The sequence below is a fragment of the Cedecea davisae genome, from assembly GCF_044095835.1.
Taxonomy (GTDB): Bacteria; Pseudomonadota; Gammaproteobacteria; order Enterobacterales; family Enterobacteriaceae; genus Cedecea; species Cedecea davisae.
On the sequence record NZ_CP172054.1, the window covers coordinates 145,297 to 162,770 of the forward strand.

A 17,474-nucleotide genomic window follows, 5' to 3' on the forward strand; every position below is an offset into this window, starting at 1 on the left:
AGATAAAACTGAGGTCTGCCGCTTCAGCGGTCGATTTATTTTGACGGGAGTCCGGGTTCTTAGGGGAGTGACGGTGACTCCCCTAAGACGTTCACCGGTTCGGTAGCTGCATATGAACCCTTACTTGAGGTGAACGGAACTTTCTTCACATCTTCATAGAAGACTGGCCGTCTGGAGGAGGGGATAATGCTTACCCACGCATCCAGGTGCGAATCCCATCCAGGAACATCTGGGTGGAAATCATAATCAGCACCAGGCCCATCAGGCGCTCAAGGGCGTTAACCCCTTTCTCACCCAGCAGGCGCAGGAACAGCGACGATTGCAGCAAAATTGCCACGGTGCCGCCCCAGGCCAGCATCAGCGCGGCCACTAAATGCCCCATCTGGTTTGGATACTGGTGCGAAAGCAGCATCAGCGTCGCCAGCAGAGAAGGGCCGGCAACCAGAGGAATAGCCAGCGGTACGATAAACGGCTCTTCACCGGCGGGCAGGCCGGACGAGCTGCCTTCCTGAGTCGGGAAAATCATCTTAATTGCTATCAGGAACAGGATAATCCCTCCTGATATGGAGACGGTTTCCGCCCGCAGGTTCAGGAAGCCGAGGATTTTTTCGCCGGCAAACAGGAAGATAAGCATCAGCAGCAGGGCAATCAGCAGTTCGCGGATCATAATTGCCCGGCGGCGCTTAGGCTCGGTATGTTTCAGTACCGACATAAATATCGGCAGGTTGCCGAGCGGGTCCATAATCAGGATCAGTAGAACCGCAGCGGATATGATTTCTGTCATCTGTTTTCCCCAAAATCTGGCAAGTTATTTCTGTTAATAAGCTTTGTTTCTGACACGGCGGATATCATTGATTAATTTCACTTGCGACTTTGGCTGCATTTTGTAAGGTGGAGTGATGTTCTGGCTCACTGCCAGCGCTTACACACGCAATCATCTCTGCAGGATTAAGTCGCTATGAAAAATGTTGGTTTTATTGGCTGGCGCGGTATGGTCGGCTCTGTACTCATGCAACGCATGGTGGAAGAGCGCGATTTTGACGCCATTCGTCCGGTTTTCTTCTCCACTTCCCAGCTTGGGCAGGCTGCCCCTACGTTTGCCGGCGCTACCGGCACTACATTGCAGGACGCCTTTGATCTGGAAGCGCTGAAGGCGCTGGATATCATAGTGACCTGCCAGGGCGGCGATTATACCAACGAAATCTATCCAAAGCTCCGTGAAAGCGGCTGGCAGGGTTACTGGATTGACGCAGCTTCTTCTCTACGCATGAAAGATGACGCGATTATTATCCTCGACCCGGTTAACCAGCACGTCATTCAGGACGGCCTGAACAAAGGCGTGAAAACCTTCGTGGGCGGCAACTGCACCGTCAGCCTGATGCTGATGTCCCTCGGCGGCCTGTTTGCCAACGACCTGGTTGACTGGGTTTCCGTGGCAACCTACCAGGCGGCTTCCGGCGGCGGCGCGCGCCACATGCGTGAACTGCTGAACCAGATGGGCCAGCTGTATAACGAAGTTTCAACCGAGCTTGCTAACCCGGCTTCGGCTATTCTCGACATCGAACGTAAAGTGACCGAGCTGGGCCGCAGCGGCAACCTGCCGGTCGATAACTTTGGCGTTCCGCTGGCGGGCAGCCTGATCCCGTGGATCGACAAACAGCTCGACAACGGGCAGAGCCGAGAAGAGTGGAAAGGCCAGGCCGAAACCAACAAGATCCTTGCTACCTCTTCGGTTATTCCGGTTGATGGCCTTTGCGTGCGCGTTGGCGCGCTGCGCTGCCACAGCCAGGCGTTCACCATCAAGCTGAAGAAAGACGTCTCCATCCCGACCGTTGAAGAGCTGCTGGCCGCGCATAATCCATGGGCGAAAGTGGTGCCAAACGACCGTGATATCACCATGCGCGAGCTGACGCCTGCCGCGGTAACCGGCACGCTGTCTACTCCGGTTGGCCGCTTGCGTAAGCTGAATATGGGGCCTGAATATCTGTCGGCCTTCACCGTCGGCGACCAGCTGCTGTGGGGTGCTGCCGAACCGCTGCGCAGAATGTTGCGGGCGCTCGCATAATCAAGCGAATTTAGCAGAGGGGCATTGTTGCCCCTCTTTTTTTGCGTTTTACATGGAGTAAAACGGGGTAATTAATTTATTTCACGAGGAGTCAATAAAGCGTTGGCTATGCTTAAGTCATAACGCGTAAGCGTTGGGCGAGTATTGGGCGAATGGGCTTACAGGAGTTGGGTGCCTTTCGCCGGGGTCAATGATAAGTGTCGTACCTGCGCGCAGGCGTAGCGCGGGTCATAAGTGACACATAAAAAAGGAAAATGCCATGTCTGTTCTTCCGGAAAGAGACGTGATTAATGCGCTAATTACGGGTCATTTTGCCGATCCGTTTTCCCTGCTGGGAATGCACCAAACAGAAGCCGGGCTTGAAGTCCGCGCGCTGCTGCCTGACGCCACCGAAGTCTGGGTTATCGAACTGAAAACCGGGCGCAAAGTGAGCAAACTCGACTGTCTCGACTCCCGCGGTTTCTTTTGCGGGCTTCTTCCTCGCCGTAAAAATGCTTTTCGCTACCAGCTCGCCGTGGTTTGGCACGGTCAGGAAAACCTGATTGACGACCCTTATAGCTTCGGCCCGCTGCTTCAGGAACTCGATAGCTGGCTGCTTTCCGAAGGCACCCATCTTCGCCCGTATGAAACATTAGGCGCCCATGCCGCCACGATGGATGGCGTGACCGGAACGCGCTTCTCGCTTTGGGCTCCTAACGCCCGCCGGGTATCCGTTGTTGGTCAGTTTAACTACTGGGACGGCCGTCGCCACCCGATGCGGCTGCGCCGCGAAAGCGGAATTTGGGAGCTGTTTATCCCCGGCGCGCATAATGGGCAGCTATATAAGTTCGAACTGGTGGATGCCGACGGGCATCTGCGCATTAAGGCAGATCCTTATGCTTTCGAAGCGCAAATGCGCCCCGACACTGCCTCCCTGATTTGCGGCCTGCCGGAGAAAACCACTCTCAGCCCCGAGCGCCAGAAGGCCAACGGTTTTGACCAGCCGATCTCTATTTATGAGGTGCATCTCGGCTCGTGGCGACGGCACAGCGACAATAATTTCTGGCTCAGCTACCGCGAACTTGCGGAACAACTGGTGCCTTACGTGAAGGACATGGGCTTCACGCACATTGAGCTGCTGCCGATTAATGAGCATCCGTTCGACGGCAGTTGGGGCTACCAGCCGCAGGGGCTCTATGCCCCAACGCGCCGCTTCGGCACGCGGGATGAGTTTATCTACTTCATCAATGCTGCCCACGAGGCCGGGCTGAGCGTGCTGCTGGACTGGGTTCCGGGCCACTTCCCGACGGACGACTCGGGGCTGGCGAAGTTCGACGGGACCGCGCTGTACGAGCACGGAGACCCGCGCGAAGGCTACCACCAGGACTGGAATACCCTTATCTACAACTATGGCCGCCGGGAAGTCAGCAACTATCTGGTGGGTAACGCGCTGTACTGGATTGAACGCTTCGGCATTGACGGCCTGCGCGTGGATGCGGTCGCCTCGATGATTTACCGCGACTACAGCCGCCAGCCAGGCGAATGGCTGCCGAACGAATACGGCGGGCGAGAAAACCTCGAGGCCATCGAGTTTCTGCGTAACACCAACCGCATCATCGGCGAGCAAACGCCGGGGGCGGTCACCATGGCGGAAGAGTCTACCGACTTCGCCGGGGTGTCGCGTCCGCCGAGCATGGGCGGCCTCGGCTTCTGGTTTAAGTGGAACCTCGGCTGGATGCACGACACGCTCGACTATATGAAGCTCGACCCGGTTTATCGCCAGCATCATCACGACAAAATGACCTTCGGCATGCTCTACAACGGCACCGAAAACTTTGTCCTGCCGCTGTCGCATGACGAAGTGGTTCACGGAAAAAAATCCGTTCTGGACAGAATGCCCGGCGACGCCTGGCAGAAGTTCGCCAACCTGCGTGCCTATTACGGCTGGATGTGGGCCTTCCCCGGCAAAAAACTGCTGTTTATGGGCAATGAGTTCGCCCAGGGCCGCGAGTGGAACCACGATACCAGCCTCGACTGGCACCTGTTGCAGGGCGGCGATAACTGGCACCACGGCGTGCAGCGGCTGGTGCGCGACCTGAACCACACCTACCGGCGGCACGCCGCGCTGCATCAGCTGGATTTCGATAATTACGGTTTTGAATGGCTGGTGGTGGAGGATAAAGCCAACTCGGTATTTATCTTTGTGCGGCGCGATGCGCAGGGTAACGAGGTGATTGTCGCCAGCAACTTCACGCCGGTGCCGCGCTACCATTATCGCTTCGGTATCAACCAGCCGGGGCGCTGGCGCGAAGAGTTAAACACCGACTCCATGCATTATCACGGCAGCAATGCCGGTAACAGCGGAACGGTGCGCAGCGAGCCGCAGCCAAGCCATGGGCGGGAGCATTCCCTATGTTTGACGCTGCCGCCGCTGTCCACTCTCTGGCTGATCCGGGAGGGCGAATGACGCAGCTTGCTAAGGGACGCCCCGAGCCTTACGGCGCCCATTACGACGGCAAAGGCGTGAACTTTACATTGTTCTCTGCCAACGCAGAAAAAGTGGAGCTGTGCCTGTTCGACGAGCACGGCCACGAGCGGCGCTACGACATGCCGTCGCGCAGCGGCGACATCTGGCACGGCTATCTGCCCGATGGCAAACCCGGCCTGGTTTACGGCTACCGCGTTCATGGGCCGTGGGAGCCTGAAAATGGCCATCGCTTTAACCCCGCCAAGCTCTTGCTGGACCCCTGCGCGCGGGTTGTCGTCGGCGGGGCAGAAGATCACCCGCACTTTCACTGCGGCTATGAGCAACCGAATCCTGAAGACAGCGCCCCTCACATGGCCAAATGCGTGGTGGTCAGGGAGCATTTTGATTGGGAAGAAGACCAGCCGCCGCGTACGCCGTGGGGCAGCACGGTTATTTATGAAGCCCACGTTCGCGGGCTAACGCTGCTGCATCCCGATATTCCCGAGGAGCTACGCGGAACCTACGCCGCGCTGGGTCACCCGGTGATGATCGACTACTTCAAACGGCTGGGGATCACGGCGCTGGAGCTGCTGCCGGTGGCGCATTTCGTTACCGAACCGAGGATCTCGCAGCTTGGGCTGAGTAACTATTGGGGCTACAACCCCCGGGCGTTTTATGCGGTAGAAAGCTATTACGCGGTGGATCAAAACCCTCACAAAGCGGCCAACGAGCTGCGGGGCGCGATTAAGGCCCTGCACGAAGCCGGTATTGAGGTGCTGCTCGACATCGTGCTCAACCATAGCGCGGAGCTGGATAAGGATGGCCCGACCCTGTCCCTGAGCGGAATCGACAACCGTAGCTATTATTGGTTAATGGACAACGGCGACTATCAGAACTGGACGGGCTGCGGCAATACGCTGAATTTGAGCACTCCCGGCGTAGTGGCCCAGATGATGGATTGCCTGCGCTACTGGGTAGAGAGTTTCCATATTGACGGCTTCCGCTTCGATCTTGCCTCGGTTATGGGGAGAACGCCGGAATTCCGGCAGGATGCGCCGATGTTTGAGGCGATCAAAAACTGCCCTCTGCTCTCGCAGGTCAAGCTGATAGCCGAGCCGTGGGATATCGGGCAGGGCGGATATCAGGTCGGCAACTTCCCGCCGCTGTTTGCGGAATGGAACGATCATTTCCGCGACGGCATGCGCCGCTTTTGGTTGCAGCAGGATCTCTCTTTGGGCGGGTTCGCCTGCCGCTTTGCCGGGTCGAGCGATGTTTACCGCCACGGCGAGCGGCTGCCGTCCACCAGTATAAATTTAGTCACCGCCCACGACGGCTTTACCCTGCGCGACTGCGTGAGCTTTAACCAGAAGCATAACGAAGCCAACGGAGAAGATAACCGCGACGGCACCAACAGCAATTTCAGCAATAACTATGGCTTTGAAGGCCTGGAAGCCAGCCCGACGACCAAGGAGAGACGGCGTGACAGCGTGCACGCGCTGCTGACTACGTTACTGCTTTCCCAGGGCACGCCGATGCTGCTGGCCGGGGATGAGCACGGCCACAGCCAGCACGGCAACAATAATGCCTACTGCCAGGACAACGTGCTGACCTGGCTCGACTGGGAGCAGGGGAATGACGGCTTAACGACTTTTACCGCGGCACTGATTCATCTGCGCCAGACCATCCCGGCCCTGACGGCAAACCGCTGGTGGGAAGAGGGGGACGGCAACGTCCGCTGGCTGAATAAAGAGGCGCAGCCTCTGAACGTCGACGAATGGCAGACCGGAGTGCATCGCCTGCAAATCCAGCTGTCTGACCGTTGGCTGATAGCCATTAACGCCACCGAAGAAGTGGCAGAAATAGTGCTACCTGAAGGGGAATGGCACGCCGTTCCTCCGTTTGCCGGAGAGGATAACCCGGTAGTGATGGCTGTATGGCATGGTCCTGCGCACGGAGTTTGCGTGTTCCAAAAGTCATGAAAAGGAGTTAGTCATGGTTAGGTTTGAGAAAAACGATCCGTTGATGCTGGCTCGGCAATTGCCCATTAAATCCGTCGCATTAATTCTGGCCGGAGGCCGCGGAACTCGCCTGAAGGATCTTACGTCGACCCGCGCCAAACCTGCCGTTCATTTTGGCGGCAAGTTCCGCATTATTGATTTTGCGCTCTCCAACTGCATCAACTCAGGTATTCGCCGTATCGGGGTCATTACTCAGTATCAATCACACACCCTGGTTCAGCATATTCAGCGCGGCTGGTCGTTTTTTAGCGAAGAGATGAACGAATTTGTCGATCTGCTCCCGGCTCAGCAGCGCGTTCACGGTGAAAACTGGTATCGCGGTACGGCGGATGCGGTCACCCAGAATCTCGATATTATTCGCCGCTATGATGCCGAATACGTGGTCATCCTCGCCGGGGACCACATCTACAAGCAAGATTACTCGCGCATGCTTATCGACCACGTAGAGAAGGGCGCGCGCTGCACCGTGGCCTGCCTGCCGGTGCCGGTGCATGAGGCCCCGGCGTTCGGCGTTATGGCGGTAGATGTTGACGAGAAAATTATCGAGTTTGTCGAAAAGCCGGACAACCCGCCTACGATGCCCGGCGACAGCAGCAAATCTCTGGCCAGCATGGGGATTTACATCTTTGACGCCGATTACCTGTTCAGGCTGCTGGAAGAAGACGATAAGGATGAAAACTCCAGCCACGACTTCGGGAAAGACATCATTCCGAAAGTGACCCGTGCGGGCGAGGCTTATGCTCACCCCTTCCCGCTCTCCTGCGTGCAGTCTGACCCCAACTCGGAACCTTACTGGCGCGACGTAGGGACGCTGGAAGCATACTGGAAGGCTAATCTTGACCTGGCTTCCGTCATGCCGGAGCTGGATATGTATGACCAGAACTGGCCTATTCGTACCCATATGGAGCCGCTGCCGCCGGCTAAATTTGTGCAGGACCGTTCAGGTAGCCACGGCATGACGCTTAACTCGCTGGTCTCCGGCGGCTGCATTATCTCCGGGTCGGTGGTGGTGCAGTCGGTGTTGTTCCCGAGGGTGCGCATTAACTCGTTTTGCAATATCGACTCTTCGGTGCTGCTGCCGGACGTTATCGTTGGCCGCTCCTGCCGCCTGCGGCGCTGCATTATCGACCGCGCCTGCGTCATCCCTGAGGGGATGGTCGTTGGGGAGAATGCGGAAGAAGACGCCCGCCGTTTTTACCGCTCTGAAGAGGGCATTGTATTGGTTACGCGCGAGATGCTGGCGAAATTGCAGAGCTAATGCGCGCAATAAATTGGCCTACGCACGGCGCTGCCGTGCGGCGGTTTTTTATCGTTTGGCGTTGCCTGATGATTGAAACACAGCGCCGCGACTTTCCATATGGGAGCGATAATGCAGGTCTTACATGTCTGTTCCGAGATGTTTCCACTGCTGAAGACCGGCGGCCTTGCGGATGTGCTCGGGGCTTTACCGGCGGCGCAAATTGCCGGCGGAGTGGATACTCGCGTGCTGTTACCCGCTTTTCCGGATATCCGGCGGGGCATTAGCGATGCTCAGGTGGTGGCGCATCGTCAGACTTTCGCGGGCCCGATGCGCCTGCTTTACGGCCAGTATAACGGCGTAGGCATTTACCTGATTGATGCCCCGCACCTGTATGAACGGCCGGGAAGCCCGTACCACGATACTAACCAGTTTGCTTACCAGGATAACGTGCTGCGCTTTGCCCTGTTGGGCTGGGTGGGCGCGGAGATGGCCTGCGGGCTGGACCCGTTCTGGCACCCGGATGTGGTGCATGCCCACGACTGGCACGCGGGTCTGGCTCCGGCTTACCTTGAGGCGCGTGGCCGCCCTGCGAAGTCCGTTTTTACCGTGCATAACCTGGCCTACCAGGGGATGTTTTACGCCCATCACTTAAGTGAAATTGACCTGCCCTGGTCGTTTTACGATATGAACGGCCTGGAGTTCCACGGCCAGATTTCGTACCTCAAGGCCGGGCTGTACTACGCCGACCATATTACCGCCGTCAGCCCGACCTACGCCCGGGAGATAACCGACCCACATTTCGCCTACGGCATGGAAGGGCTGCTGCGCCAGCGCCAGCGTGAAGGGCGGCTGTCGGGCATTCTCAACGGAGTGGACGACAAGATTTGGGACCCGGCGGGCGACCTGCTGCTGGCGTCGCGCTACACCCGTGACACGCTGGAGGAGAAGGCGGAAAACAAACGCCAGCTTCAGGTCGCGATGGGGCTTAAGGTGAATGACAAAGTGCCGCTGTTTGCGGTGGTCAGTCGCTTAACCAGCCAGAAGGGGCTTGATTTGGTGCTGGAGGCGCTGCCTGGCCTGCTTGAGCAGGGCGGACAGCTGGCGCTGTTGGGAGCCGGAGATTCCGTCTTGCAGGAAGGCTTCCTTGCCGCAGCGGCCGAGCATCCGGGTCAGGTCGGGGTGCAGATTGGCTATCACGAAGCGTTCTCTCATCGAATTATGGGCGGCGCGGACGTGATTCTGGTGCCGAGCCGCTTTGAACCCTGCGGCTTAACCCAGCTTTATGGCCTGAAGTACGGCACGCTGCCGCTGGTGCGCAGAACCGGCGGGCTGGCCGATACCGTGTCCGATACGTCGCTGGAAAATCTGGCGGACGGCGTGGCTACCGGTTTTGTGTTTGAAGACAGTAATGCCTGGTCGCTGTTGCGTGCGATCCGGCGTGCTTTCGTGCTGTGGTCCCGCCCGTCGCTGTGGCGTTTTGTGCAGCGGCAGGCGATGAATATGGATTTTAGCTGGCAGGTAGCGGCGCAGGCATACCGCGACCTTTATCAACGCTTGATGTAATTACCCATACACCAGGAATCACTGATATGAATGCACCCTTTTCCTATGCATCACCCACGCTGAGCGTCGAGGCGCTAAAACACTCGATTGCCTATAAGTTGATGTTTACGGTGGGGAAAGACCCTGCCATCGCCAATAAACACGAGTGGCTCAACGCCACGCTCTTTGCGGTACGGGACAGGCTGGTAGAGCGCTGGCTGCGCTCCAACCGCGCCCAGCTCTCCCAGGAGGTGCGACAGGTTTATTATCTGTCGATGGAGTTCCTGATTGGCCGGACGTTATCCAACGCTTTGCTTTCGCTCGGTATTTATGAGGATGTGAAGAACGCGCTGGAAGATATGGGGCTGGATCTTGAAGGGTTGATTGACGAGGAGAACGACCCCGGGCTCGGTAACGGCGGTCTTGGCCGCCTCGCCGCCTGCTTCCTCGATTCGCTGGCAACTCTTGGCCTGCCGGGGCGTGGGTACGGTATCCGCTACGACTACGGCATGTTCAAACAAAACATTGTTGATGGCCGCCAGAAAGAGTCGCCCGACTACTGGCTTGAGTACGGCAACCCGTGGGAGTTTAAGCGCCACAACACCCGATATAAGGTGCGCTTTGGCGGGCGTATTCAGCAGGAGGGCAGAAGGTCCCGCTGGGTGGAAACGGAAGAGATCCTCGCCGTGGCCTATGACCAGATTATTCCCGGCTACGATACCGATGCCACCAACACGCTGAGGCTGTGGAACGCCCAGGCCAGTAGCGAAATCAACCTCGGTAAATTTAACCAGGGCGATTACTTTGCCGCGGTGGAAGATAAAAACCACTCCGAGAACGTTTCCCGCGTGCTTTACCCGGATGACTCAACCTACTCCGGCCGCGAGCTGCGCCTGCGCCAGGAATATTTCCTCGTTTCATCGACGATGCAGGATATTCTGAGCCGCCACTATCAGCTGCATAAAACCTACGCCAATCTGGCCGAAAAAACGGCCATCCACCTGAATGACACCCATCCCGTACTGTCGATTCCGGAGCTGATGCGGCTGCTGATTGATGAGCACAAATTTTCGTGGGAAGAGGCCTTCGAGGTGACATGCCAGGTGTTCTCCTACACTAACCACACCTTAATGAGCGAGGCGCTGGAGACCTGGCCGGTGGATATGCTGGGTAAAATCCTGCCGCGCCACCTGCAAATCATCTTCGAGATTAACGACTACTTTATGAAGACCCTGCAGGAGCAGTATCCCAACGACACCGGGCTGCTTGGCAGAGCGTCAATTATTGATGAGTCCAATGGCAGGCGCGTGCGTATGGCGTGGCTGGCGGTCGTGGTGAGCCATAAGGTGAACGGCGTTTCCGAGCTGCACTCCAACCTGATGGTGCAGTCGCTGTTTGCCGACTTCGCCAGCATCTTCCCGATGCGCTTTAGTAATAAGACAAACGGCGTTACGCCGAGGCGCTGGCTGGCGCTGGCGAACCCGGCGCTCTCTGACGTGCTGGATGAAAACATCGGCCAGACCTGGCGCACCGATCTCAGCCAGCTTAATGACCTGAAACAGCATATTGATTACCCGACGGTGCATGAGGCGGTGCGCAAGGCCAAGCTAGCCAATAAAAAACGGCTGGCAACCTACATCGGCCAACAGCTGAACGTGGTGGTCAGCCCGGATGCGTTGTTCGACGTGCAAATTAAGCGTATTCACGAGTACAAGCGCCAGCTGATGAACGTCCTGCACGTGATTACCCGCTTTAACCGCATCAAGGCCGATCCGCAGGCGGAGTGGGTACCGCGGGTGAATATCTTTGCCGGGAAGGCGGCCTCTGCCTACTACATGGCGAAACATATAATCCACCTGATCAACGACGTGGCGGAGGTTATCAACAACGATCCGCAGGTGAAAGATAAGCTGAAAGTGGTGTTTATTCCCAACTACAGCGTTAGCCTGGCCCAGCTGATTATTCCGGCGGCGGATCTTTCCGAGCAGATTTCTCTGGCGGGAACCGAGGCTTCTGGGACCAGTAATATGAAGTTTGCCCTCAACGGGGCGCTCACCATCGGCACGCTGGACGGCGCCAATGTTGAGATGCTGGATCACGTTGGCGAGGAGAATATCTTTATCTTCGGCAATACCGCGGAACAGGTGGAGGAGCTGCGGCGTAAAGGCTACAACCCGCGTGAATATTATGAGCAGGATGAAGAGCTGCGCCAGGTGCTAACGCAAATCGCCACCGGCGCGTTTAGCCCGGGGGAGCCCGGCCGCTATCGTGACCTGGTGGACTCGCTGATTAACTTTGGCGATCACTACCAGGTGCTGGCGGATTACCGCAGCTATGTTGACTGCCAGGAAAAGGTCGACCAGCTTTATCAGCACCCGGAGGAGTGGACCATCCGCGCTATGCATAATATTGCCAATATGGGCTACTTCTCGTCCGACAGGACGATTCAGGAGTATGCCGATGAGATTTGGCATATCAAGCCGGTGAGATTGTAGTTCTGCCCCTCACCCTAACCCTCTCCCCGTGTACATACCGGAGACATGGTGAACACTTGTTCGGGGACATGGTAGACACTTACAACTACGGCATAAGAACCCTCTTCCGGAGTCGCTTATGCCCTGGGATGCGAGAGATACCATGTCATTACGTCACGAGTTTGTTCACTTTGCCTCGCAGGACGGGGCTAACATCCGGGCGCTCTGTCGCCACTTCGGCATCGCGCCCGCCACCGGATATAAGTGGCTTTGCCGCTTTCTCGAGGCCGGACTTCCCGGCCTCGCTGACCGCTCACGGGCTCCCCATCATTCTCCCAACGCCACCGCCGCTCAGGTGGCTGACCTGTTACAGCAGGCACACCTGGCCCATCCCCGCTGGGGAGCCCGCAAGATTAAGGCCTGGCTGGAAGCGCAGGGGCACCACCTTCCTGCCGTCAGTACCGTGCACAACCTGATGCACCGTCACGGCCTGCTACCCGGTGTACCGCCGGGTATCCCCTCTGCCGGTCGCTTCGAACACGGCAGGCCGAACGCCCTCTGGCAGATGGATTTTAAGGGACACTTTCCCTTCGCCGGTGGGCGCAGCCATCCCCTCACGCTGCTGGACGACCACTCCCGGTTTTCACTCTGCCTGACGCACTGCGACAACGAGCGGCGTGAGACCGTGCAGTCACATCTGACAAAGGTGTTTGAGCGCTATGGCCTGCCGGAGAGGATGACCATGGATAACGGGGCGCCCTGGGGAGACACCACCGGGACCTGGACCGCGCTGGAGCTGTGGCTGATGCGTCAGGGTATCCGGGTGGGGCACTCGCGGCCTTATCATCCCCAGACGCAGGGCAAGCTCGAGCGTTTTCACCGCAGTCTGAAGGCGGAGGTTCTGCAGGGGAAATGGTTCACGGACAGCGACCAGCTCCAGCGGGTATTTGACCACTGGCGGGAGGTCTATAACTTTGAACGCCCGCATGAGGGACTGAATATGGCGGTCCCGGGTTCGCGCTATCAGCCTTCGGCCAGACAGTACAGAAGCGATGCTCCCGGGCCGGAGTACGATGACGGCGTGGCGGTAAGAAAAGTGGATATCAGTGGAAGCCTGAGCATCAGAGGTATCAGCCTGAAAGCGGGCAAAGCGTTCAGGGGAGAGCGAGTGGGGCTGAAGGAAAGCGGTGAGGACGGTTGTTATGAGGTGTGGTGGTACAGCACGAAAGTGGGAATGATCGACCTGAAGAACCGGTCGATCATCATGGGTAAAAGATGTTAAAAGGTGTTCACTATGTCCCCGAACATCTGTCTACTATGTCCCCGGAACGTACACAGGGAGAGGGTCGGGGTGAGGGTAAAAACTCAGCACAGCTCAAGCTGCACGTTATTCTCTTTAATCACCTGCATCACGCCTGCCGGAGGCATCACGTCGGTATAAACCGTGTCCACCAGGCTGATGCTGCCCAGGTTAACCATCGCATTACGGCCAAACTTCGAGTGGTCCACAACCAGCAGGACGCTGCGTGAGTTTTCGATGATTGCGCGTTTGGTCCGGACTTCGTGGTAGTCGAACTCCAGCAGCGAGCCATCGCTGTCGATGCCGCTGATGCCGAGAATGCCGAAGTCGAGGCGGAACTGGGAGATAAAGTCGAGCGTCGCTTCCCCGATGATGCCGCCGTCGCGGCTGCGCAACTCTCCGCCTGCCAGAATGATGCGGAAGTCTTCTTTTACCATCAGCGTGTTTGCCACGTTGAGGTTGTTAGTCACGATGCGCAGGTTGCTATGGCCCAGCAGCGCATGGGCAACGGCTTCCGGCGTGGTACCTATGTCGATAAACAGCGTCGCGCCGTTAGGAATTTGGCTGGCAACCTTTTGCGCAATACGCTCTTTCTCGGCGGTTTGTGTTGCCTTCCTGTCGTGCCACGGGGTGTTTACCGAGCTTGAAGGCAGGGCCGCACCGCCGTGATGGCGCAGGATCATATTCTGGTCGGCGAGATCGTTCAGATCGCGGCGAATGGTTTGCGGGCTGACGGCAAACTGCTCCACCAGCTCTTCGGTACTGACGTATCCCTGCTGCTTAACCAGCTCAATAATCGCGTCATGACGTTGTGTTTGCTTCACCATCTACTCCAGCGTTGTTATGTTCGTTTTCGCGCATTCAGGGTGTCGACCAGCGCCATAGCCAGACCAACCAGCATACCGGTCAGGTGAGCCGGGATCACCGCAGATTGAGTAAAGACTTCGATAGCCAGCCAGATAATGGCAAATGTCAGCAGGCCTCGCTGCATCTGAATGCCACTGTCCGGGTCTCGTTCGCCGCGCAGCCAGACGTAACCCATCAGGGCAAACACCGTGCCCGACAGGCCGCCAAACAGCGGGCCGGTAAATTTAGCCTGCATAAAGCCGCTCAGCAGGGTGGAAATGAGCGTCAGCGTCAGCAGTTTGCCGGTACCGAGGCGTTTTTCCACCGCTCCGCCGAGATACCACCACCACAGCAGGTTAAAGATGATGTGCATAAAGGAAAAATGCAGCAGGCCGTGGGTGAAGTAGCGCCAGAACTCAAAGCGCTGGCTCGGGTCAAGCGGCCAACCAAGCAGCGATATTACCGGGCCAAAGCCGACCAGGTTCAGCAGTACAAACAGCGCGATGCAGACAAAGATGACGCCAAGGGTCAGCGGCCCGGCGCGCTCTTTGATAGTGGCAAAAAAAGGATAGCGTTTATAGCTGAAGCCAACGCCGCTGTGGCCGGTACTCCAGCTGGCAGCCTGATAACGCGGGTCGCCGGGGTTGGCCTGAAAACGTTCCAGCTCGGCACGAACCAGCTGAGTCTGGCTTTCATCTGCCAGCCAGACGTCGCTCTGAGTATGCTGCTGAACGGTAAGAATAACGCCCTGGGTCGCCATATAGTCGACAAAAGCCTGCGCCACGCGCGGGTTGGCGAAAGAGGTGATCATTATCATGAAAGTTTAACCAAGTTCGTCTTTAAAGCCGTACAAAGGCAAGCAGTATACCCGGAGTGAGCGCAAACGCTGAACTTTACGAGCCGTGAGCGACCTCGGCAGGAAAATGACGGTGCCAGGCGTCGAAACCGCCGTCAACGCTATACACCTGGTCGTAGCCCTGTTGCAGCAAATACTGAGCCGCGCCTTTGCTGCTGTTGCCGTGGTAGCACATCACCATTACCGGCGTGTCGAAGTCGGCTTGCTGCATAAAAGTCACCAGCGTGTCGTTGGTGAGGTGGTAAGCCCCCGGCGTGTGTCCCATGGCAAAGCTTTGCGGATCGCGGATATCCACTAATACCGCCTGCTGCTGCTGGAGTTTCTGGTGGGCTTCTTCCACACCAATACATTCAAATTGATCCATGGTTTTACTCGTCGAGAATGAAAGGAAACAAGGGGCATGTTAAGGCATTGCACCCCGCTGGCGCTGATATTAACGCCAATATGTTATCCATATCACGTAGAAATGTTTTTATTTCGTTACCAAAGCGGATGAACAATTGCTATTATGAGCGATATCGAACATTTTTGAGCTTTAACGAAAGTGCGTGAGGGCAACATGGAAACCAAAGATCTGATTGTAATTGGCGGTGGCATAAACGGCGCCGGTATTGCGGCCGACGCCGCGGGCCGCGGGTTATCCGTGTTAATGCTGGAAGGGCAGGATCTGGCGTGCGCCACTTCTTCCGCCAGTTCCAAGCTTATCCACGGCGGCCTGCGCTATCTGGAGCATTACGAATTTCGTCTGGTGAGCGAAGCGCTCGCCGAGCGTGAAGTGCTGCTGAAAATGGCTCCCCATATTGCCTTCCCTATGCGCTTTCGTTTACCGCACCGCCCGCATCTTCGCCCCGCGTGGATGATCCGTACCGGTCTGTTTATGTACGACCATCTCGGGAAACGCACCAGCCTGCCGGCCTCCACCGGCTTGCGTTTTGGCGCGGACTCGGTGCTGAAGCCAGAAATCGTGCGCGGTTTCGAATATTCTGACTGCTGGGTTGATGATGCTCGCCTGGTACTGGCAAACGCCCAGATGGTGACCCGCAAAGGCGGTGAAGTGAAAACCCGTACCCGGGCTACCAAAGCGACCCGCGAAAATGGCGTTTGGGTGGTTGAGGCTCAGGATATCGATACCGGCGAAACCTTTACCTGGCGTGCGAAAGGCCTGGTCAATGCGACCGGCCCGTGGGTGAAAACCTTCTTTGATGAAGGACTGGAACTGCCGTCTCCTTACGGTATCCGCCTGATTAAAGGCAGCCATATCGTGGTGCCGCGCGTGCATACCCAGAAGCAGGCCTACATTCTGCAAAACGAAGATAAACGTATCGTGTTTGTTATCCCGTGGATGGATGAGTTCTCCATCATCGGCACCACCGATGTGGAATATCACGGTGATCCGAAAGCGGTACAGATTGATGACAAAGAAATTAACTACCTGCTGAACGTCTATAACGCGCACTTTAAAAAGTCGCTGAGCAAAGAAGATATTGTCTGGACTTACTCCGGCGTTCGCCCTCTGTGTGACGATGAGTCCGACTCGCCGCAGGCCGTAACCCGTGATTACACCCTGGATATTCACGACGAAAACGGCAAGGCTCCGCTGCTGTCGGTGTTTGGCGGCAAGCTGACGACCTACCGCAAGCTCGCCGAGCATGCGCTTGATAAGCTGGAGCGTTACTACCCGAACATCGGCCCGGCCTGGACCAAAGAAAGCCGCCTGCCCGGCGGGGATATCGGCGGTGACCGTGATGATTACGCGGCAAAACTGCGCCGTCGTTACGGCTTCCTGACCGAGAGCCTGGCTCGCCGCCTGGCGCGTACCTACGGCAGCAACAGCGATTTAGTCCTCGGGGAAGCAACCAGCGTGAGCGACCTGGGCGAAGATTTTGGCCATGAGTTTTACGAAGCCGAGCTGCGTTACCTTGCGGATCACGAATGGGTGAAATGCGCGGAAGATGCGCTCTGGCGCAGAACCAAGCTGGGGATGTGGCTGGATGAAGAGCAGCAAACTCGAGTGTCGCAGTGGCTGGTAAAGCGCGCGGCTAAAGCTGGGTTGTCGTTGGCGTCTTAAAACTGTGGGTATTCCCTGACGTTTATATCTGTCTTGCAAATGTTCCGTTCACTTCCAGCGCTGCTTCTTAAGTAGCCACCGAACCGGTGAACGTCTCAGGGGAGTCACCGTCACTCCCCTGAGAACCCGGACTCCCGGCGAGATAAATCGCCGCAAGCGGTAAACCCCCGTTTTATCTCCCAGCCCTGGGTCGGCTGAGATGCGTTCCCGACGCTCACAGCCTCCGGTCGTTCCGGACGCCCGGACCCTGGTCAGTCGGAGAGAAAACGGAGGCGATTTAAGCCGGAACAAGTGCCGCGCTTTAAGCCCACAGCCACTCTGAAACTCCACGTCGCGTTAAGTCCAAAAGCCACTCCCTTGTCCCCGGCTCTCAGCGCCCCCGGCTATGACCCATTTCAGGCGGGGTTGAGCTGCCGGGAGCAGCGAAAGAGAGCGATCGTCGGGAACGGATCGCGAACGACCCCGAATGTTTGGGTGATAGCCGGGGGTTTACCGCTTTAGCGGCGATGAGCTTGCCGGCGCCGGGGGTGGTCAGGGGGAAAGGCGTATTTCCCCCTGACACGTTCACCGTTCGCGGAACGTGCAGGGGAAAAGTACTACGGGTGAACGGAAAAATTGC

The 17,474-nt window shown here is 57.3% G+C and carries 12 protein-coding genes; 8 read left to right on the forward strand and 4 right to left on the reverse strand.

All coding sequences use genetic code 11. The features are described 5' to 3' along the window. Window positions 1-190 precede the first annotated feature (190 nt). Window positions 191-784 (reverse strand): YhgN family NAAT transporter, encoded by a 594-nt coding sequence (locus ACG1VR_RS01105; protein WP_016538559.1) that lies wholly within the window; start codon window positions 782-784, stop codon window positions 191-193. A gap of 174 nt (window positions 785-958) precedes the next feature. Here ACG1VR_RS01105 and asd point away from each other — a divergent pair, with 174 nt between their 5' ends. The 7 genes from asd to ACG1VR_RS01140 all read left to right on the forward strand — a co-directional run bounded on the left by asd (window position 959) and on the right by ACG1VR_RS01140 (window position 13,067). Further along, the gene (asd, locus tag ACG1VR_RS01110; RefSeq protein ID WP_395489986.1) at window positions 959-2,065 is read left to right on the forward strand and encodes an aspartate-semialdehyde dehydrogenase; all 1,107 of its coding nucleotides are present in this window, start codon (window positions 959-961) and stop codon (window positions 2,063-2,065) included. Window positions 2,066-2,324: 259 nt separating this feature from the next. Next, on the forward strand, window positions 2,325-4,511 hold the full coding sequence (glgB, locus tag ACG1VR_RS01115) for a 1,4-alpha-glucan branching enzyme (RefSeq protein ID WP_039898905.1): 2,187 nt from the start codon (window positions 2,325-2,327) through the stop codon (window positions 4,509-4,511). Next, entirely contained in the window at window positions 4,508-6,490 is a 1,983-nt protein-coding gene (gene glgX / locus ACG1VR_RS01120) for a glycogen debranching protein GlgX (RefSeq protein ID WP_395489987.1), read from the forward strand. Before glgB ends, glgX begins: the two co-directional genes overlap by 4 nt. A 13-nt stretch (window positions 6,491-6,503) precedes the next feature. Then, window positions 6,504-7,787 carry a glucose-1-phosphate adenylyltransferase gene (gene glgC, locus ACG1VR_RS01125; RefSeq protein WP_039898904.1) on the forward strand — a complete coding sequence of 428 codons (1,284 nt, stop codon included), beginning with the start codon at window positions 6,504-6,506 and terminating at the stop codon, window positions 7,785-7,787. A gap of 111 nt (window positions 7,788-7,898) precedes the next feature. Continuing rightward, window positions 7,899-9,332, forward strand: coding sequence for a glycogen synthase GlgA (gene glgA, locus ACG1VR_RS01130; protein ID WP_039898903.1), 1,434 nt, complete (start codon window positions 7,899-7,901; stop codon window positions 9,330-9,332). Window positions 9,333-9,358: 26 nt separating this feature from the next. After that, window positions 9,359-11,806 carry a glycogen phosphorylase gene (gene glgP / locus ACG1VR_RS01135; protein WP_395489989.1) on the forward strand — a complete coding sequence of 816 codons (2,448 nt, stop codon included), beginning with the start codon at window positions 9,359-9,361 and terminating at the stop codon, window positions 11,804-11,806. 118 nt (window positions 11,807-11,924) lie between these two features. Then, window positions 11,925-13,067 carry an IS481 family transposase gene (locus ACG1VR_RS01140; RefSeq protein ID WP_395488908.1) on the forward strand — a complete coding sequence of 381 codons (1,143 nt, stop codon included), beginning with the start codon at window positions 11,925-11,927 and terminating at the stop codon, window positions 13,065-13,067. Between the two features lie 83 nt (window positions 13,068-13,150). On the opposite strand, the gene ACG1VR_RS01145 is transcribed toward ACG1VR_RS01140, so the two are convergent. The 3 genes from ACG1VR_RS01145 to glpE form a co-directional block, all read right to left on the reverse strand. Next, window positions 13,151-13,909: a DeoR/GlpR family transcriptional regulator gene (locus ACG1VR_RS01145; RefSeq protein ID WP_039899456.1), complete on the reverse strand. Its 759-nt coding sequence runs from the start codon at window positions 13,907-13,909 to the stop codon at window positions 13,151-13,153. A 17-nt stretch (window positions 13,910-13,926) separates the two neighbouring features. Beyond that, a complete protein-coding gene (glpG, locus tag ACG1VR_RS01150; protein ID WP_172568841.1) occupies window positions 13,927-14,748 on the reverse strand; it encodes a rhomboid family intramembrane serine protease GlpG in 822 nt (273 codons plus the stop codon). A gap of 76 nt (window positions 14,749-14,824) precedes the next feature. Then, window positions 14,825-15,151, reverse strand: a complete 327-nt coding sequence (gene glpE / locus ACG1VR_RS01155) for a thiosulfate sulfurtransferase GlpE (RefSeq protein ID WP_016538548.1) — start codon at window positions 15,149-15,151, stop codon at window positions 14,825-14,827. A gap of 195 nt (window positions 15,152-15,346) precedes the next feature. Here glpE and glpD point away from each other — a divergent pair, with 195 nt between their 5' ends. Then, window positions 15,347-16,855: a glycerol-3-phosphate dehydrogenase gene (gene glpD / locus ACG1VR_RS01160; RefSeq protein WP_172568842.1), complete on the forward strand. Its 1,509-nt coding sequence runs from the start codon at window positions 15,347-15,349 to the stop codon at window positions 16,853-16,855. Window positions 16,856-17,474: the final 619 nt, after the last annotated feature.

Bases quoted from the DNA above. Each gene is read 5' to 3' on its own strand.
- glpD (WP_172568842.1), top strand. From the start codon at position 15,347: ATGGAAACCAAAGATCTGATTGTAATTGGCGGTGGCATAAACGGCGCC.
- asd (WP_395489986.1), top strand. From the start codon at position 959: ATGAAAAATGTTGGTTTTATTGGCTGGCGCGGTATGGTCGGCTCTGTA.
- glgC (WP_039898904.1), top strand. From the start codon at position 6,504: ATGGTTAGGTTTGAGAAAAACGATCCGTTGATGCTGGCTCGGCAATTG.
- glgA (WP_039898903.1), top strand. From the start codon at position 7,899: ATGCAGGTCTTACATGTCTGTTCCGAGATGTTTCCACTGCTGAAGACC.
- glgX (WP_395489987.1), top strand. From the start codon at position 4,508: ATGACGCAGCTTGCTAAGGGACGCCCCGAGCCTTACGGCGCCCATTAC.
- glpE (WP_016538548.1), bottom strand. From the start codon at position 15,151: ATGGATCAATTTGAATGTATTGGTGTGGAAGAAGCCCACCAGAAACTC.
- ACG1VR_RS01140 (WP_395488908.1), top strand. From the start codon at position 11,925: ATGCCCTGGGATGCGAGAGATACCATGTCATTACGTCACGAGTTTGTT.
- glpG (WP_172568841.1), bottom strand. From the start codon at position 14,748: ATGATAATGATCACCTCTTTCGCCAACCCGCGCGTGGCGCAGGCTTTT.
- glgB (WP_039898905.1), top strand. From the start codon at position 2,325: ATGTCTGTTCTTCCGGAAAGAGACGTGATTAATGCGCTAATTACGGGT.
- glgP (WP_395489989.1), top strand. From the start codon at position 9,359: ATGAATGCACCCTTTTCCTATGCATCACCCACGCTGAGCGTCGAGGCG.
- ACG1VR_RS01105 (WP_016538559.1), bottom strand. From the start codon at position 784: ATGACAGAAATCATATCCGCTGCGGTTCTACTGATCCTGATTATGGAC.